Here is a 16,977-nt window from a genome sequence, read left to right on the forward strand (position 1 = left end):
CTCGTACTAAAATAGAGTTTGTGAACAAGGCTCCGGAAAAGAATTGAAAGCAATACGAAATGATAGAAAAGAGGCGGATAATCAATGGCAAAGAAAGGCAGTTTATCAATTACCAGCGAAAACATTTTCCCAGTAATTAAAAAGTGGCTGTATTCAGACCATGATATTTTCTACAGGGAGTTAATCAGCAATGGCTGTGATGCCATTACCAAGCTTAAAAAGCTTGAGTTGATGGGGGAGTATGAGAAACCGGAGGATGTGGAATACAAGATTCAGGTGACGGTGAACCCCACTGACAAGACCATTCGAATTACCGATAACGGCCTTGGTATGACGGAGGAGGAGATTGATAAGTACATCAATCAGATCGCTTTTTCCGGTGTTCAGGATTTCATGGACAAGTATAAGGATAAGGCCAATGAGGATCAGATTATCGGGCATTTCGGCCTGGGCTTTTACTCTGCGTTCATGGTGGCGGACAGGGTGACCATCGACTCCCTGTCTTATCAGAAGGACGCCAAGGCTACCCACTGGGAATCTGAGGGCGGTATTGAGTATGAGATGGGAGAAGGGGATAAGGAGACCGTAGGAACGGCTATTACCCTTTATCTTAATGAGGACAGCATGGAATTTAGCAATGAGTACAGAGCGAGGGAAGTGATTGAGAAGTACTGCGCGTTTATGCCGGTGCCTATTTTCCTGAATAATGAGACTGCTGAGCCCCAGTATGAGACCATCGAGAAGGAGGAGCTGACAGATAAGGACAAGATCGTCGAGACTGTCATCGAGCCTGCGAAGACGGAGGAGAAGGAAAAGGAGGACGGCACGAAGGAGACGGTTGAAATAGAGCCATCCAGGGAGAAGTATAAGATTTTAAAGCGTCCTGTTGCTCTGAATGATACCAATCCCCTGTGGTGCAAGCATCCTAACGAGTGTACCCAGGAGGAATACAAGGATTTTTACCGCAAGGTATTCAGGGATTACAAGGAGCCTCTGTTCTGGATTCATCTGAACATGGACTATCCCTTCAATTTAAAGGGTATTCTGTATTTTCCAAAGATTAATATGCAGTATGACAGCCTGGAGGGAACCATCAAGCTGTACAACAATCAGGTATTTATCGCAGATAATATTAAAGAAGTAATTCCAGAGTTTCTAATGCTTCTTAAGGGGGTTATCGACTGCCCGGATCTGCCTCTGAATGTGTCCAGAAGCGCGCTGCAAAATGATGGATTTGTGAAGAAGATTTCAGATTATATCACCAAGAAGGTGGCAGATAAGCTGTCAGGCATGTGCAAGACCGATCGTGAGAGCTACGAGAAGTACTGGGATGATATTGCTCCGTTTATCAAATTTGGATATATTAAGGACGAGAAATTTGCTGAGAAGATGGGAGACTATATTCTCTATAAGAATCTGGAGGGCAAATACCTCACCCTTACAGACTGCCTGGAGGCCAACAAGGAGAAGCATGAAAATACTATCTTCTATGTGACCAATCAGCAGGAGCAGAGCCAATACATCAATATGTTTAAGAAAGAGGGAATTGACGCGGTAATTATGCCTGCGGCCATTGACTCTCCATTTATCACTCATGTGGAGCAGAAGAAGGAGGGGCTTAAGTTCCTGAGAATTGATACGGATCTGGATACTGTATTTAAGGAGGAGGTAAAAGAGGACGACGAGGAGTTTAAAAATACCTCAAAAGAACTGACTGAGGTGTTTAAGAAGGCTCTGGCTAACGATAAGCTGGAAATCAAAGTGGAAAAAATGAAGAATCCGGAAGTTGCCTCCATGATTACAGTGTCTGAGGATACCCGGCGTATGCAGGAAATGATGCAGATGTACAGCATGGGCGGCATGGATATGAACATGTTCGGCGGCAACGGAGAGAGTCTGGTTCTGAATTACAATCATCCATTGGTGCAGTATGTCCTGAACCATAAGGAGGGGGACAATACAGTGAAGATCTGTGAACAACTCTATGATCTGGCGGGAATCAGCAGAGGCGCTTTGGCGCCGGAGCGCATGGAGAAATTTGTAAAGCGAAGCAATGAGATTTTGATGATTCTTACCGGAGAAGCCGGTAAATAGAAAAATGCGTGAGAGGCGCTTCGGCAGAGGAATTTATCTGCCGGCAGCGTCCTTTTCCTTATTCTGGCTCTTTTTCATCCGCCTGCTTCTCTGCCCTGTATAATATGACAGGGCTGGCTCAGCAGAATCAGAATTCTTTTATTCTGGAACAAAGGGGAATTATCCAATTTATATAAAAAAGGACTATGACTTGCGCTATCATACAATGACATCATCTTACTTTAAAGTGTTTAGCGATCTTGAACTGGGAACAGAGATAACGATTGCTGGAAGAAAATAGAATCCAAAGGAGAACTTAACTTTAGATTTTTTTGTGTGGTGGCGGGGATGGCTTTGGAGGCTTCATGAAACACTCCAGGCAATATGATATTAAGGATTGCATTTTGTGATACATACTGATATAATAAGTAGTAATGAATACTACATGTTAAGAACATATAAAACCGGAGGACATAATGATGACCTATAAAATTATCGGAGACAGTTGTCTGGATCTGACTGAGGAAATGAAACAGGATGAAAGATATCAGATGATTCCGCTGACCTTGCAGGTGGGAAGCGTACAGATTGTAGATGACGAGACCTTTGATCAGAAGGCTTTTCTGAAGCTGGTGCGGGCCTGCCCGGAGTGTCCGAAGACGGCCTGTCCTTCCCCGGAAATGTTTAAGGAGGCTTATGAGGCAGCAGATGCGGACGCTGTTTTTGTAATTACTTTATCGGGACATCTCAGCGGAAGCCAGAATTGCGCAGTATTGGCTAAGAAGCTTTATCAGGAGGAGATGGCAGAGCGTGGGCTGGAAGAGAATATGAAGAAGATTCTGGTTATCGACTCGTTGTCTGCTTCTTCAGGCCAGTTAAATTTGGCTATGTTTATCAGGGACTTGTGTGAAGCTGGATTAAGCTTTGAGGAGGTTTCAAAAAAGGCATTGGCCTACCGGGATGAAATGGAGACCTATTTTGTACTGGAGAGTTTGGATACGCTTCGAAAGAATGGACGTTTGTCCGGCCTTCAGGCATTTTTTGCCACAGCCTTGAATATTAAACCTGTGATGGGATCTGACAAAGGAAGGATTATCAAGCTGGATCAGGCCAGAGGCATTTCTAAGGCCTTGCAGAAAATGTGTGATATTGCTGTGAAGAAGGCTGGAGATACTTCCGGCAAGCGGGCGGTGGTATGTCATGTGAACCATTTTGAACGGGCCCGGTTTGTGAAGGAGGAGCTAGAGAAACGGGCGGCCTTTAAGGAGATTGTGATTACCAATGCGGCTGGTGTGGCTACGGTTTATGCCAATGATGGCGGAATTGTGCTGGCTATATAGGCAAAAGGGGGCCTTCCTGGTAAGGCTGGATATAAGTGAACAGATAGAGGATTTGAATGAAACGATTTGGATGGATACTGGCGGCAGCCGGGCTTCTCGGCTTGCTGCTGGCAGGAATGATTGGATACCTGGTATGGCATATGGGACAGAACCGGTACGTAAGCTCTGAGCTTGTTGAGGTGTCCATGGAGGAAGGGAAGGAGAAGAGCGCCGGGGCTGGTGAACCCAGAGGAGCAGAGGATGACAGCGGTTCAGAACGTATAGACAGTCTGGACACAGCGGCCGGAGAGGAAGGGGAGGGAGCTGCAGCCGGAAACCAGACGCCGGAGAGGGAGGAACTGGAAGCTGAGGAGCCTGTAAGGGATATAGTTTCAGAAGCTTCCCCGTTGCGCTTTGTGTTTGCCGGAGATGTGCTGCTGTCGGATCATGTGCTGAAGGCTTATGGTGAGGCTGGAACGATTGACGGCGTGGTGGATGATGAGCTTCGCAGTGTGATTGATGGCAGTGATGTGTTTATGGTGAATCAGGAGTTTCCCTTCAGCAACAGAGGAGAGGCGGCTGCGGATAAGCAGTACACCTTCCGTCTGCCTCCTGAGAAGATTTCCCTATTTCATGAATTGGGGATCAATATTGTAACGCTTGCGAACAACCATGCTCTGGACTATGGAACAGATGCGTTATTGGATACCTGTCAGGCTCTGGATGAGGCAGGTATCCGCCGGGTAGGGGCAGGGGCGAATCTGGATGAGGCTAAAAAGCCGGTGATTATGGAGCTTAAAGGGAAGAAGGTTGGATTTTTGGGAGCCTCACGAGTGATTCCCACAGGCTCCTGGAACGCAACAGCTTCGGGGCCTGGAATGTTGACAACCTATGACCCGTCAGTGCTTTTAAAGGAGATCCGGGCAGCAAGAGAGGTATGTGACCTTGTGATTGTCTACGTCCACTGGGGGATTGAGCGGGATGAAAGACCACAGGCGTATCAGAGGACTCTGGGACAGCAATATATAGACGCTGGGGCGGATATTGTCATCGGAAGCCACCCCCATGTGCTGCAGGGGGTGGAGTACTATAAGGGCAAGCCCATTGTATATAGCCTGGGTAATTTTATATTTGGAAGCAGCATACCCAGAACCGCTCTCCTGACTGTGGATTGGGACGGAGAGAATGTAAGGCTTGGGATGGTGCCTGGAGTATCCTCAGCCGGGTTTACGAGAGCAGTTACAGATGATAATGAGAAGGAGAGGTTCTATGATTATATGACATCTATCTCCTATGGTGCTGTTGTAGACAGGAACGGATACAGGGAGCAGTAGGCCATGGAGCCTGCTGCTTTTATGTGGGTAAAAGCCTGGACTGGGAGTCGGAGGGTGGGGTGATAGTGGATTCCTGTATCTTTTAATTGCATTTTTTTCCCTGCCAGCTGCCGGTTTCCTTCAATTTCTTATGGAGGGAGTTTAACACCAGCCTTTTATTGCCGCTCCAGGCCGGCGCTATAAGCAACGGCTTGGGCCCGTCGCCAGTGAGCCTGTGGATTACTACCTCTTCTGGCAGAAGCTCCAGACAGTTTATAACCGTATCAATGTATTCCTCCAAAGTAAAGATGGGAAAGGGGCTTCTTTCATAAAGGGAAGCCAGAGCCGTTCCCTTTAGCACATGTAGAAGCTGCAGCTTGATACCCTGTATGGGCTTTGCGGCCAGGTAACGGATTGTGGAATACATCATATGGCGGGATTCTCCTGGAAGCCCCAGGATCACATGGATGACAGAGGTCAGACGGGCAGTGTTCAAGCGGGAAAGGGCATCCTCAAAGACAGGCAGCTCATAGCCGCGGTGGATAAAGGAGGCTGTTGTCTCGTGAATGGTTTGCAGGCCCAGCTCTACCCATACTGGCTTAATCTGGTTCAGCTCAGAGAGGAGCTTGATCACAGAATCACCCAGGCAGTCTGGTCTTGTAGCGATGGACAAGACCGCAATGTCAGGATGATGGATGGCTGCGGTAAACAGCGGCTCCAGATAGGCTATAGGTCCGTAGGTGTTCGTGTAGGACTGAAAATAGGCGATATACCGGGGCTTTGGCCCGGAGGGCATTTTCCTTTGAACCTGGGTCTTGGCTGCCTCAATTTGGGCGAATACTTCCTTTGCCAGGGAAGCTGGTTCAAGGGGAAGCTCTCTGGCATGGTAAGCTCTGGCTGTTAGGCCCTCTGCAAAGTCACCGGCTCCCCCCTCGCTGCAAAAGATACAGCCCCCTGTTCCCAAAGTGCCGTCTCGGTTCGGGCAGGTCATGCCGCTTTCCAGAGAGAGCTTGTATATTTTTTGTCCGAATTGCCTTTTCAGCTCATAATCCAGAGAGTGGTAGGGTTTTCCGTTCCAATCGTTCATATGGCTCTCTCCCTTCTGTACCGGTAGCGTCATTAATACCTAAAATCGGTTTAATCCCAGTAAAACCAGGGGACTTGGGGATTTTTATACCTGAAAGGCCTGTACTGTCTCTTTTTCCGCTACCTTTTCTTCGAAATTATACCAATAAAGCGACTGTACCGCTACTTAATTTTAATAATAATATATACAAATTGAAGAATATTCTATTGTAGTTTAGCTTGTTTATATGTTAAACTAATCACAAAAAGGGCATGCCCTTAATTCAGAGTAAAAAGGAGAGGTAAGTCATGAATGTACATGAGACGGTGAAGCTTCTGGAGGGAGACGGAGCCAGGAGGCTATTGGAGGAGTTTTATGGTAAGGCGGCAGTGGCTGAGAATGTGGAACGTTACAGAAGCCTTCTTTTGGGATATGAGAAGGCCTTTGGAAATCAGGAGAATGTAATGCTGTTTTCATCTCCTGGGCGGACGGAAATCAGCGGCAACCACACGGATCACAACCATGGAAAGGTACTGGCCGGCAGTATAAATATGGACTGCGTGGGAGTGGCGGCAAAGAATTTTTCCAGTCAGGTACATATTATCAGTGAGACTTACAATCAGGACTTTGCCATTGACTTAAACTATTTGGAACCCAGCCCTAAAAAGGCAGGCACGATTGATTTGGTAAAGGGCCTGCTTATGGGCTTTAAGGAATCCGGCTACGAGATAGGCGGCTTTAACGCCTATGTTACCAGCAATGTTATCGCAGCGGCGGGCGTCAGTTCCTCTGCGTCCTTTGAGATGCTGCTTTGCTCTATGCTGAACACCTTCTTTAATGGAGGGCGTATGAGTACCGTTGCCTATGCTCATATAGGGAAATATGCTGAGAATCTCTATTGGGACAAGTCTTCGGGCCTGCTGGATCAGATGGCCTGCGCGGTAGGAGGTCTGATAACAATTAACTTTGCGAAGCCCTCAGTTCCAGAGGTAGAGAAGCTTGAGTTTGATTTCTCGTCTCAAAATCACAGTCTTATTATCGTCCAGACGGGCAAGGGGCATGCGGATTTAAGCGCTGATTATTCCGCTGTGCCGAATGAGATGAAAAAGGTTGCCCAGTATTTCGGAAAAGAGGTTCTGGCTGAGGTAACGGAGGAGGAGGTGATTGAGAACATTCAGGATATCCGTGCCTTTGCAGGGGATCGATCCGTGCTTAGAGCGCTCCATTTCTTTCAGGAGAATAAGCGGGTGGAGGCTGAGGTTCTGGCTCTTAAGGAAAACCGGTTTGAGGATTTCTTAATGAATATCACCGCTTCCGGTAATTCCTCCTGGAAATGGCTGCAGAATTGCTTCACAAATTCCAGCTATCAGGAGCAGGGAATTACCGTTGCCCTGGCTCTTACAGAGCTGTTCATAGAGGAAAAGGGACGTGGGGCCTGCAGAGTTCATGGAGGCGGCTTCGCCGGTGTTATCATGGCTGTGCTGCCAAATGATCTGGTGGATGCATATATTGAATACATTGAGCGTTGTACCGGAAAAGGAAGCGCGTACAGAATGAGCATAAGGCCCTATGGCGCCGTCTGCATCAACGATCACATCAATTCATCTTGTGTACCTCCTTTGGAGAAATAAAAAAAGAGCTGGTAAAATAGGAAAGCCATAACAAATTGCATTTCTATTTTAACAGCCTTTCTGAAACAGAACAACACGGCTTCAAGTGGTCTGTAGAGATTTGGAGCCGTGTTTTACTATGGGCTTTCGTCCGTTTGTGCTGGAATCCCTCTTCCGTCTATCCTTTATTTTCTGTGATAAGATTCCAGAAGCTTGTTTTTCATATGCCATAGCTCGTTGGACAGATCCACGTGAACCGTATGAGGATTGATAAGACGCTTGGATTCATCCCACAGAGTATCCAGCTCTCTGGCGCAGTAGGCCCGAATCTCCATGACACTGGGAGAGTCATAGACACATTTTCCATTCAGGAATACAGGGATCAAAAGCTCTCTTAAGGTATAGCTGTCTGGAGCCAGCATGGTTTTTTTCCAGGTCTCAATGGGATCAAACAGGAGCAGGGAGTTTGCCGGGCTGAATGCTTCGCCCACCAGGCAGATCAGGTCTGCGATAATTTTACCTGTAGCCTTGTCATATATTCTCCATATGGTTTTGTTGCCTGGATTTGTGATTTTCTCTGCGTTTTCCGACAGCTTGATTTTGGGAACAAACCGGCCGGTTCCCTTATCCTTGACTGCGGCCAGCTTATATACGCCGCCGAAGGAGGGGCAATCCTTGGCTGTAATCAAATTGGTACCCACACCCCAGGAATTAATGGCGGCTCCCTGCATTTTCAGAGAGTTAATCAGATTCTCGTCCAGATCATTAGAGGCGGAAATGACTGCGTCCGAAAAGCCTGCTTCATCCAGCATTTTCTTGGCCTTTTTAGAAAGATAAGCCAAATCGCCGCTGTCAAGGCGTATGCCATAGAAGGTCAGGGGGATACCGGCCTCCTTCATTTCTTTAAATACCTGGATGGCATTGGGTATGCCTGAATTTAAGGTGTCGTATGTATCTACCAGCAGAATACAGGCAGTGGGATAGAGCTTTGCGTAGGTACGGAAGGCTGACAGCTCGTCAGGAAAGCTCATAATCCAGCTGTGTGCATGGGTTCCCTTTACCGGGATGTCAAATAGCTTGCCGCAGAGGACGTTGGATGTGCCGACACAGCCAGCAATCATGGCAGCCCTTGCTCCATAGACTCCTGCGTCCGGCCCCTGAGCCCGGCGAAGTCCAAATTCCATAACGCCGTCCCCCTTGGCGGCATATACGATTCGTTCCGTTTTGGTGGCAATCAGACTCTGGTGGTTGATGATGTTTAGCAGAGCCGTCTCAATTAGCTGAGCCTGCATAATGGGTGCGATAACCTTCACAATGGGTTCTCTGGGGAAAATGACGGTTCCCTCAGGGATGGCATAGATATCGCCCGTGAATTGAAAACCCCGGAGATATTCCAAAAAGTCTTCCTCAAAAATCCCAAGTGCTTTGAGGTATTCAATATCCTCTTGGCTGAAATGCAGATCGTTAATGTATTCGATGACTTGCTCCAGGCCTGCGCAGATGGCAAAGCCGTTGCCGTGGGGATTGGTACGGTAGAACATATCAAAGATAACTGTTTCGTTGGCGTCCTTTTCCTTAAAATATCCCTGCATCATAGTCAGTTCATACAGGTCAGTCAATAGCGTAAGATTTCTCTGTTCCATATAGCTCCTCCCTGGCGCGTTGCCGGGAGCTGTCCGCCGGAAATAATGGGAACAGCTGCGGTTTTACGGCTGCGCACAATTTTAGTTAGTAGTATAGCACAAATCTTATAAAAGATAAAAGAAATGTTAAAAAAATAACAAACCTGACTGACTGTTTAATGATAGAGCCTTAAAGAGAAATGCGGACAAGAGATACAAAATCCTCACGATAAGGTTGACAATTTCCAGCAGCATTATTATAATAAAGAGGTTAAATAGAAAAAGCTTTGATGGAGACAGTAGGACTGCGGGAACGCTTCAGAGAGCTGGGGAGGGTGGAAAACCGGCGCCAGTAGCGCAGCACTGAAAATCACTCCGGAGCTGTCCGGCTGAAAGCTTAGGCAGTGGCCCAGGGTAAGCCGGGACGTAATTCCAGCGTTAAGGGAGCTCATATGATGGTATGGAGTAATAGGTGGTTAAACGAAGGTAATCTATGGCTTTCGTCCTGTTAGAGGACGGAAGCCTTTTTGTTTTAACAGGAACTACCATAAATAATAATTATAACAAGAACGGAGGAATCACAGAATGTATGAAAAAGTCTCCACAGATCTTAAGTTTGTGGAAAGGGAAAAGGAAGTAGAGAAGTTTTGGGAAAATGAGCATATTTTTGAGAAAAGCATCAGGATGCGGGAGGGCTGTAAGCCCTACGTGTTCTATGACGGACCTCCTACCGCTAATGGGAAGCCCCATATCGGCCACGTGGAAACACGGGTGATCAAGGACATGATTCCCAGATACCGCGCCATGAAGGGCTATATGGTTCCCCGTAAGGCCGGCTGGGATACCCACGGACTCCCTGTGGAGCTGGAGGTGGAGAAGAAGCTGGGGCTGGACGGTAAGGAGCAGATAGAAGAGTATGGCCTGGAACCCTTTATTGGAGAATGTAAGAAAAGCGTCTGGAAGTATAAGGGGATGTGGGAGGATTTCTCTAATACGGTTGGCTTTTGGGCAGATATGGAGGAACCATATGTAACCTACGAGAATAATTTCATCGAGTCTGAATGGTGGGCGCTGAAGCAGATTTGGGAAAAGGGACTTTTGTACAAGGGCTTTAAGGTAGTTCCCTACTGCCCCCGCTGCGGCACTCCCCTGTCCTCCCATGAGGTGGCTCAGGGCTATAAGGAGGTAAAGGAACGTTCCGCCATTGCCCGGTTTAAGGTAAAGGATGAGGACGCCTATATTCTGGCATGGACAACTACGCCCTGGACACTTCCAAGCAATCTGGCGCTCTGTGTAAACCCGAAGGAGGACTATGTAAAGGTTAAGACAGGAGAGGGGTATACCTATTATATCGCCCAGGCTCTGGCAGAGACGGTTCTGGGGGAGAGTTTTGAGATTCTAAAGCGCTACAAGGGCAGGGAGCTGGAGTTTAAGGAGTATGAGCCTCTTTATGATTGCTCCGTTCCTCTTTGTGAGAAGCAGCATAAGAAAGCCTTTTATGTAGTCTGCGCGGATTACGTTACGCTGACAGATGGTACAGGTATTGTCCATATTGCTCCTGCCTTTGGTGAGGATGACGCTAATGTAGGCCGCCAGTATAATCTGCCCTTTGTTCAGCTGGTTGACGCCCAGGGCAATATGACGGAGGAAACGCCCTTTGCAGGAACCTTCGTCAAGGAAGCGGATACCATGGTATTGAAGGACTTAAAAGAAAGAGGCCTTCTCCTTGCGGCTCCCAATTTTGAGCACAGCTATCCCCATTGCTGGAGATGCGGCACGCCTCTGATCTACTATGCGAGAGAGTCCTGGTTTATCCGAATGACCGCTGTAAAGGACGACCTGATCCGCAACAACAATACCATTAACTGGGTTCCTGACTCCATCGGAAAGGGCCGTTTCGGTGACTGGCTGGAGAATATTCAGGATTGGGGCATTTCCAGAAACCGTTACTGGGGGACTCCCTTAAATATTTGGGAGTGTGAATGTGGCCATCAGCACTCAATCGGAAGCATCGGGGAATTAAAGAGCCTGTCTGATGACTGCCCGGAGGACATTGAGCTTCACCGGCCATTTATCGACGCGGTTCATATCAAATGCCCGAAGTGCGGCAAGGCCATGAAGCGTGTGCCTGAAGTGATTGACTGCTGGTTCGATTCCGGCGCCATGCCCTTTGCGCAGTACCATTACCCATTTGAGAATAAGGAGCTTTTCGAGTCCCAGTTCCCGGCCCAGTTTATCTCTGAGGCTGTGGATCAGACCCGCGGCTGGTTCTATTCCCTTCTGGCTGAGTCCACCCTTCTCTTTAACAAGGCGCCTTATGAAAATGTAGTAGTGTTGGGCCTGGTTCTGGATGAAAACGGACAGAAGATGAGCAAGTCCAAGGGAAATTCCGTGGATCCCTTTGATACCCTGGCCGCCCACGGCGCAGACGCTGTCCGTTGGTTTTTCTATACCTGCAGCGCTCCCTGGCTTCCAAAGCGTTATCAGGATAAGGCGGTGACGGAGGGACAGCGCAAATTTATGGGTACGCTGTGGAATACCTATGCTTTCTGGGTACTCTATGCAAATATTGATCAGTTTGACGCTACGAAGTACAGCCTGGAGTACGATAAGCTGCCTGTAATGGATCAATGGCTGCTTTCCAAGATGAATTCCATGGTGAAGACTGTAGACAGCAGCCTGATGAATTACCAGATTCCAGAGGCTGCAAGGGCTCTCCAGGAATTTGTGGATGATATGAGCAACTGGTATGTCCGCAGAAGCCGTGAGCGTTTTTGGGCAAAGGGAATGGAGCAGGATAAGATCAATGCCTATATGACCCTTTATACTGCTCTGGTGACCACAGCCAAGACAGCCGCCCCTATGATTCCCTTCATGACAGAGCAGATTTATCAGAACCTGGTAAGAACTATTGATCCGTCTGCTCCAGAGAGCGTCCATCTCTGCGATTTCCCCGAGGTTCAGGAGGAGTGGATGAACGCCAGACTGGAGTCGGATATGGACGAGGTGCTGAAGGCTGTCGTTATGGGACGGGCCGCCAGAAATACCGCCGGTATTAAGAATCGCCAGCCTATTGCTTCTATGTATGTGAAGGCAGATCATTCCCTTTCTGATTTTTATGTAAGGATTATTGAGGAAGAGCTCAATGTAAAGAAGGTGGAGTTTACAGAGGATGTGAGGGCATTTACCTCCTATACCTTTAGGCCGCAGTTAAAGACCCTGGGACCCAGGTATGGGAAGCTTATCAACCACATCCGCCAGAGGCTATCAGAGCTGAACGGAAGCGAAGCTATGGACGCTCTGAATGAGAAGGGCAGACTGACCTTTGAGCTGGAGGGACGGGAGGTTGTTCTGACAAAGGAGGATCTGCTGATTGATGTGGCTCAAAAGGATGGTTATGTTACAGAGGAAGATAATTATATGACTGTCGTGCTGGATACAAATCTGACTCAGGAGCTGATTGAGGAAGGGTTTGTCCGGGAATTAATCAGCAAAATTCAGACGATGCGCAAGGAAGCCGGGTTTGAGGTGATGGATCATATCACGGTCTACCAGGATGGAAATGACCGGCTTGCGGAGCTTTTAAAGGTTCATGCAGATGCCGTTAAAGCCGAGGTTATGGCGGACCGTATTTGTCTGGGACAGATGAAGGGCTTTGTCAGGGATTGGAACATCAATGGCGAGAGTGTGACGCTGGGGGTTGAAAGGACGATGAAATAAATGAACCGTCGGAGAAATAAATGCGTATCAATAGAAAGCAGGAGGAGGATGACCGATGAATAATCATATGGGATTTGACAGGGAAACCTTTAAATACAGCGTCATATACAATGTAAAGAACATGTTCCGCAGAACCATTGATGAGGCTTCGCCTCAGCAGGTGTTTCAGGCAGTTGCTTATGCGGTAAAGGATGTGATCATTGATGAGTGGATTGCCACCCACAAGGAATATGAGAAGCAAGATGTCAAAACGGTATACTATTTGTCCATGGAGTTTCTTATGGGACGCGCCCTTGGTAATAATATCATTAATATCTGTGCGCGGGATGAGATTAGGGAGGTTCTGAAAGAGCTGGGGGTTGATCTGAATGTGATTGAGGATCAGGAGCCTGACGCAGCTCTTGGAAACGGCGGCCTGGGCCGTCTGGCGGCCTGCTTTCTGGATTCTCTGGCAACTTTGGGCTATCCTGCATATGGCTGCGGCATCCGTTACCGTTACGGTATGTTCAAGCAGAAGATAGAGAATGGCTATCAGGTGGAGGTTCCGGATGAGTGGTTAAAGGACGGCAATCCCTTTGAAATCCGCAGATCCGAGTATGCCCAGGAGGTCAAATTCGGCGGATATGTGCGCATTGAAAATCAGAATGGAGTAAACCACTTTATTCAGGAGGGCTATCAGTCCGTGCGGGCAGTTCCCTATGATCTTCCGGTGATTGGATACGGCAATAATGTGGTGAATACCCTGCGTATCTGGGACGCGCAGCCTATCAATACCTTTAATCTGGATTCCTTTGACCGGGGAGATTACCAGAAGGCTGTGGAGCAGGAAAACCTTGCCAAAACCATTGTAGAGGTGCTGTATCCAAATGATAATCATTACGCAGGCAAGGAGCTGCGCTTAAAGCAGCAGTATTTCTTTATCTCTGCCAGCGTACAGAGAGCCGTTGCCAAGTACAAGGAAAAGCATGAGGATATCCGCAGATTTTATGAGAAGGTAGTATTCCAGCTAAATGATACGCATCCCACCGTGGCAATTCCGGAATTAATGCGTATTCTTTTGGACGAGGAGGGCCTTAGTTGGGACGAGGCATGGGAAGTAACTGCCAAAACCTGCGCTTACACGAATCATACCATTATGTCTGAGGCGCTGGAGAAATGGCCCATTGAACTATTTTCACGGCTTCTGCCCCGTATTTATCAAATCGTGGAGGAGATTAACCGCAGGTTCCAGAACCAGATACAGGCTGTGTATCCTGGTAATCAGGAAAAGCTGCGGAAGATGTCTATTATCTATGATGGACAGGTAAAAATGGCTTATATGGCCATTGCTGCCAGCTTTTCCGTCAACGGTGTTGCAAGGCTTCACACAGAGATTCTGAAACATCAGGAGCTGAAGGATTTTTATGAGATGATGCCAGAGAAGTTCAACAATAAGACCAACGGCATTACCCAGAGAAGGTTCCTTCTTCATGGCAACCCGCTGCTGGCTGATTGGGTAACTTCCAAGATAGGAAATGAGTGGATTACGAATCTGCCTCATATCAAGAAGCTGGAGATCTATGCGGAGGATCGGAAATGCCAGCAGGAGTTTTTGAATATCAAGTATCAGAACAAGATTCGTCTGGCTAATTATATTATGGAGCACAATGGCATTGAAGTAGATCCCAGGTCTATTTTCGATGTGCAGGTTAAGAGGCTTCATGAGTATAAGCGCCAGCTGATGAATATTTTACATGTAATGTACTTGTATAATCAGCTGAAGGATAACCCGGATATGGATATGGTTCCCAGAACCTTTATTTTCGGAGCCAAGGCGGCAGCTGGCTATAAGAGGGCGAAGCTGACTATAAAGCTGATTAACTCCGTAGCGGATGTGATAAACAATGACCGATCGATTAAGGGAAAGCTTAAGGTAGTATTTATAGAGGATTACCGGGTATCCAACGCGGAGCTGATATTTGCAGCTGCCGACGTAAGCGAGCAGATTTCCACGGCCAGCAAGGAGGCTTCTGGAACAAGCAACATGAAGTTTATGCTCAACGGAGCTCTGACGTTAGGAACCATGGATGGAGCTAATGTAGAGATTGTGGAGGAGGTAGGAGCAGACAATGCCTTTATCTTTGGCATGTCCTCCGAGGAGGTTATTAACTACGAAAAGAACGGCGGCTACGTCCCAATGGATATTTTTAATAATGACCAGGAAATACGCCGGGTGCTGATGCAGCTGATTAACGGCTACTATGGGCCGGATAATCCGGAGCTGTTCAGGGATATCTATGATTCCCTGCTGAATACTAAAAGCAGTGATAGAGCGGATACCTATTTTATATTAAAGGATTTTCGTTCCTATGCAAAAGCCCACCAGCGGATCGACGAAGCCTACAGAGATGAAGCGTGGTGGGCTAAGGCTGCCATCCTGAATGTGGCTAACAGCGGTAAGTTTACTTCCGACAGAACCATTGAGGAGTATGTAAAGGATATATGGCATCTGAACAAGGTGACGGTGGAAATGTAAGAGCCACCCTTCGAGACATATGCTCCGGCAATCCTGATACAATAGGTGCGCCGGGGCATTTAAAAAAGGGTAAAGGGCCGGATGGAAGGAGCCAGACGAAAAAAGGAGGAGCTTGGAATTGAAAATACGTGATATATTGGCAGAGGATAAGCCTACTCTGTCCTTTGAGGTGTTTCCTCCCAAAACGGAGGACGCTTATGAAACCGTGGAGAAGGCAGCGAAGGAAATTGCCGGGCTGAAGCCTTCGTTCATGAGCGTTACCTATGGAGCGGGAGGAGGAACCAGCGACTATACGGTGGGAATCGCATCCGATTTGCAGAGGAAGTACGGAGTGACGCCTCTGGCTCATCTGACCTGTGTATCCTCTACAAGAGAAAAGGTAGCTCAGGTATTGGCGGAGCTGAAAAAAGAGAACATTGAAAATATTCTGGCCTTGAGAGGAGATATACCGGAGGATAAGGGGATGCCCAAGGCGTATCACTATGCTTCGGAGCTGATACGGGAAATCAAACGTTCCGGGGATTTCTGTATCGGGGCGGCCTGTTATCCGGAGGGGCATGTAGAGTCTGCCAATAAGGCGGCGGATATGGATTATTTGAAGCAGAAGGTAGAGGCGGGCTGTGATTTTGTCACGACTCAAATGTTCTTTGATAACAGTATTCTGTACAGCTATCTGTACCGTATCCGGGAAAAGGGAATTACGGTGCCGGTGATTGCCGGCATCATGCCTGTAACAAACGCAAGGCAGATTAAAAGAATTACAAAGATGTCAGGTACATACCTGCCATCCAGATTTATGTCCATTGTAGATAAATTTGGAGATAATCCAAATGCCATGAAGCAGGCGGGAATCGCCTATGCTACAGATCAGATCATTGATCTTATTGCCAACGGAGTAAAGGGAATCCATGTATATTCTATGAATAAGCCGGATGTGGCTATGAAGATTAAAGAAAATCTGTCAGAGATACTCTGATGAAAAGCGGCGTTAGGAGGTATGGATGGAAGCGGACAGCATTAACAGGAGAGAGGTGCTTCGTTATCTGGGGTATAGAGGCCACGAGGCGGATGAGACGGTTATGGGGCTGGTGGAGCAGTGCATTGAAGAGCTGTTTTGCGGGGCTGCCCCCAAGCATCTGGTTCAGGAATTTCCGCTGGTACTTGGGGAGAGGGACGTCATAGACGGCTGCTGTTTTCAGACCCACAGCAAAAATCTTGCAAGGAATTTAAAGGACTGTGAGTCAATTCTTGTGTTTGCGGCCACCCTGGGAACGGGGGCGGATCAGTTGATACAAAAATACAACCGGCTTCAGATGAGTAAGGCGGTGGTTATGCAAGCTGCTGCGGCTGCTATGATTGAGGAGTATTGTGATGAGACGTGCAGGAATTTGAGGCAGAGATATGAGGCGGAGGGAAGGTATTTGCGGCCCAGGTTCAGTCCAGGGTACGGAGACTTTCCTCTGGAGTGTCAGACGGCTCTGCTGGGGGCTCTGGAGGCAGGGAAGCGAATTGGGATTAAGCTGACGGACAGCCTGCTTATGATGCCCTCCAAGTCGGTTACGGCTGTGATGGGAATCAGCGGTAAGGCTTACCGGTGCGATGTAAAGGGCTGCGAGGCGTGTGGCAAGAAGGACTGTGCTTACCGCAGGCAGAGTGGAGATCATAAATAAGGCAGCGGTCAATCCTCGTAATGCCTGAATGCAATGGATGTTCGGCCTGGACTGAACAGGAATTTCAAT

The 16,977-nt window shown here is 47.8% G+C and carries 10 protein-coding genes; 8 read left to right on the plus strand and 2 right to left on the minus strand.

Features of this window, described 5'->3' with window-relative positions; genetic code table 11:
- Nucleotides 1–84 precede the first annotated feature (84 nt).
- The 3 genes from htpG (at nt 85) to FYJ39_RS13515 (ending at nt 4,726) form a co-directional block, all read left to right on the plus strand.
- Nucleotides 85–2,094: a molecular chaperone HtpG gene (gene htpG, locus FYJ39_RS13505; protein ID WP_154473003.1), complete on the plus strand. Its 2,010-nt coding sequence runs from the start codon at nt 85–87 to the stop codon at nt 2,092–2,094.
- A gap of 455 nt (nt 2,095–2,549) precedes the next feature.
- A complete protein-coding gene (locus FYJ39_RS13510) occupies nt 2,550–3,413 on the plus strand; it encodes a DegV family protein (RefSeq protein WP_353847289.1) in 864 nt (287 codons plus the stop codon).
- Between the two features lie 56 nt (nt 3,414–3,469).
- Complete coding sequence (locus tag FYJ39_RS13515) at nt 3,470–4,726, plus strand: CapA family protein (protein WP_154473004.1); 1,257 nt, start codon at nt 3,470–3,472, stop codon at nt 4,724–4,726.
- 82 nt (nt 4,727–4,808) lie between these two features.
- Here FYJ39_RS13515 and FYJ39_RS13520 read toward each other — a convergent pair whose 3' ends face one another.
- Complete coding sequence (locus FYJ39_RS13520; RefSeq protein ID WP_154473005.1) at nt 4,809–5,792, minus strand: TIGR01212 family radical SAM protein; 984 nt, start codon at nt 5,790–5,792, stop codon at nt 4,809–4,811.
- A 287-nt stretch (nt 5,793–6,079) separates the two neighbouring features.
- Here FYJ39_RS13520 and FYJ39_RS13525 point away from each other — a divergent pair, with 287 nt between their 5' ends.
- Complete coding sequence (locus tag FYJ39_RS13525; protein ID WP_154473006.1) at nt 6,080–7,402, plus strand: galactokinase; 1,323 nt, start codon at nt 6,080–6,082, stop codon at nt 7,400–7,402.
- 164 nt (nt 7,403–7,566) lie between these two features.
- On the opposite strand, the gene FYJ39_RS13530 is transcribed toward FYJ39_RS13525, so the two are convergent.
- Complete coding sequence (locus FYJ39_RS13530) at nt 7,567–9,024, minus strand: nicotinate phosphoribosyltransferase (RefSeq protein WP_154473007.1); 1,458 nt, start codon at nt 9,022–9,024, stop codon at nt 7,567–7,569.
- Nucleotides 9,025–9,588: 564 nt separating this feature from the next.
- On the opposite strand from FYJ39_RS13530, the gene ileS reads away from it, so the two are divergent.
- The 4 genes from ileS to FYJ39_RS13550 all read left to right on the plus strand — a co-directional run bounded on the left by ileS (nt 9,589) and on the right by FYJ39_RS13550 (nt 16,908).
- The gene (gene ileS / locus FYJ39_RS13535) at nt 9,589–12,723 is read left to right on the plus strand and encodes an isoleucine--tRNA ligase (RefSeq protein WP_154473008.1); all 3,135 of its coding nucleotides are present in this window, start codon (nt 9,589–9,591) and stop codon (nt 12,721–12,723) included.
- 55 nt (nt 12,724–12,778) lie between these two features.
- Nucleotides 12,779–15,238, plus strand: a complete 2,460-nt coding sequence (locus FYJ39_RS13540) for a glycogen/starch/alpha-glucan phosphorylase (RefSeq protein WP_235919843.1) — start codon at nt 12,779–12,781, stop codon at nt 15,236–15,238.
- Between the two features lie 118 nt (nt 15,239–15,356).
- Nucleotides 15,357–16,214 (plus strand): methylenetetrahydrofolate reductase [NAD(P)H], encoded by an 858-nt coding sequence (metF, locus tag FYJ39_RS13545; protein WP_154473009.1) that lies wholly within the window; start codon nt 15,357–15,359, stop codon nt 16,212–16,214.
- A 25-nt stretch (nt 16,215–16,239) separates the two neighbouring features.
- Nucleotides 16,240–16,908, plus strand: a complete 669-nt coding sequence (locus FYJ39_RS13550; protein WP_154473010.1) for a vitamin B12 dependent-methionine synthase activation domain-containing protein — start codon at nt 16,240–16,242, stop codon at nt 16,906–16,908.
- Nucleotides 16,909–16,977: the final 69 nt, after the last annotated feature.

This window comes from Clostridium porci (assembly GCF_009696375.1).
Taxonomy (GTDB): domain Bacteria; phylum Bacillota; class Clostridia; order Lachnospirales; family Lachnospiraceae; genus Enterocloster; species Enterocloster porci.

Bases quoted from the DNA above. Each gene is read 5' to 3' on its own strand.
- FYJ39_RS13530 (WP_154473007.1), bottom strand. From the start codon at position 9,024: ATGGAACAGAGAAATCTTACGCTATTGACTGACCTGTATGAACTGACT.
- FYJ39_RS13540 (WP_235919843.1), top strand. From the start codon at position 12,779: ATGAATAATCATATGGGATTTGACAGGGAAACCTTTAAATACAGCGTC.
- FYJ39_RS13550 (WP_154473010.1), top strand. From the start codon at position 16,240: ATGGAAGCGGACAGCATTAACAGGAGAGAGGTGCTTCGTTATCTGGGG.
- FYJ39_RS13520 (WP_154473005.1), bottom strand. From the start codon at position 5,792: ATGAACGATTGGAACGGAAAACCCTACCACTCTCTGGATTATGAGCTG.
- htpG (WP_154473003.1), top strand. From the start codon at position 85: ATGGCAAAGAAAGGCAGTTTATCAATTACCAGCGAAAACATTTTCCCA.
- FYJ39_RS13525 (WP_154473006.1), top strand. From the start codon at position 6,080: ATGAATGTACATGAGACGGTGAAGCTTCTGGAGGGAGACGGAGCCAGG.
- FYJ39_RS13510 (WP_353847289.1), top strand. From the start codon at position 2,550: ATGATGACCTATAAAATTATCGGAGACAGTTGTCTGGATCTGACTGAG.
- ileS (WP_154473008.1), top strand. From the start codon at position 9,589: ATGTATGAAAAAGTCTCCACAGATCTTAAGTTTGTGGAAAGGGAAAAG.
- FYJ39_RS13515 (WP_154473004.1), top strand. From the start codon at position 3,470: ATGAAACGATTTGGATGGATACTGGCGGCAGCCGGGCTTCTCGGCTTG.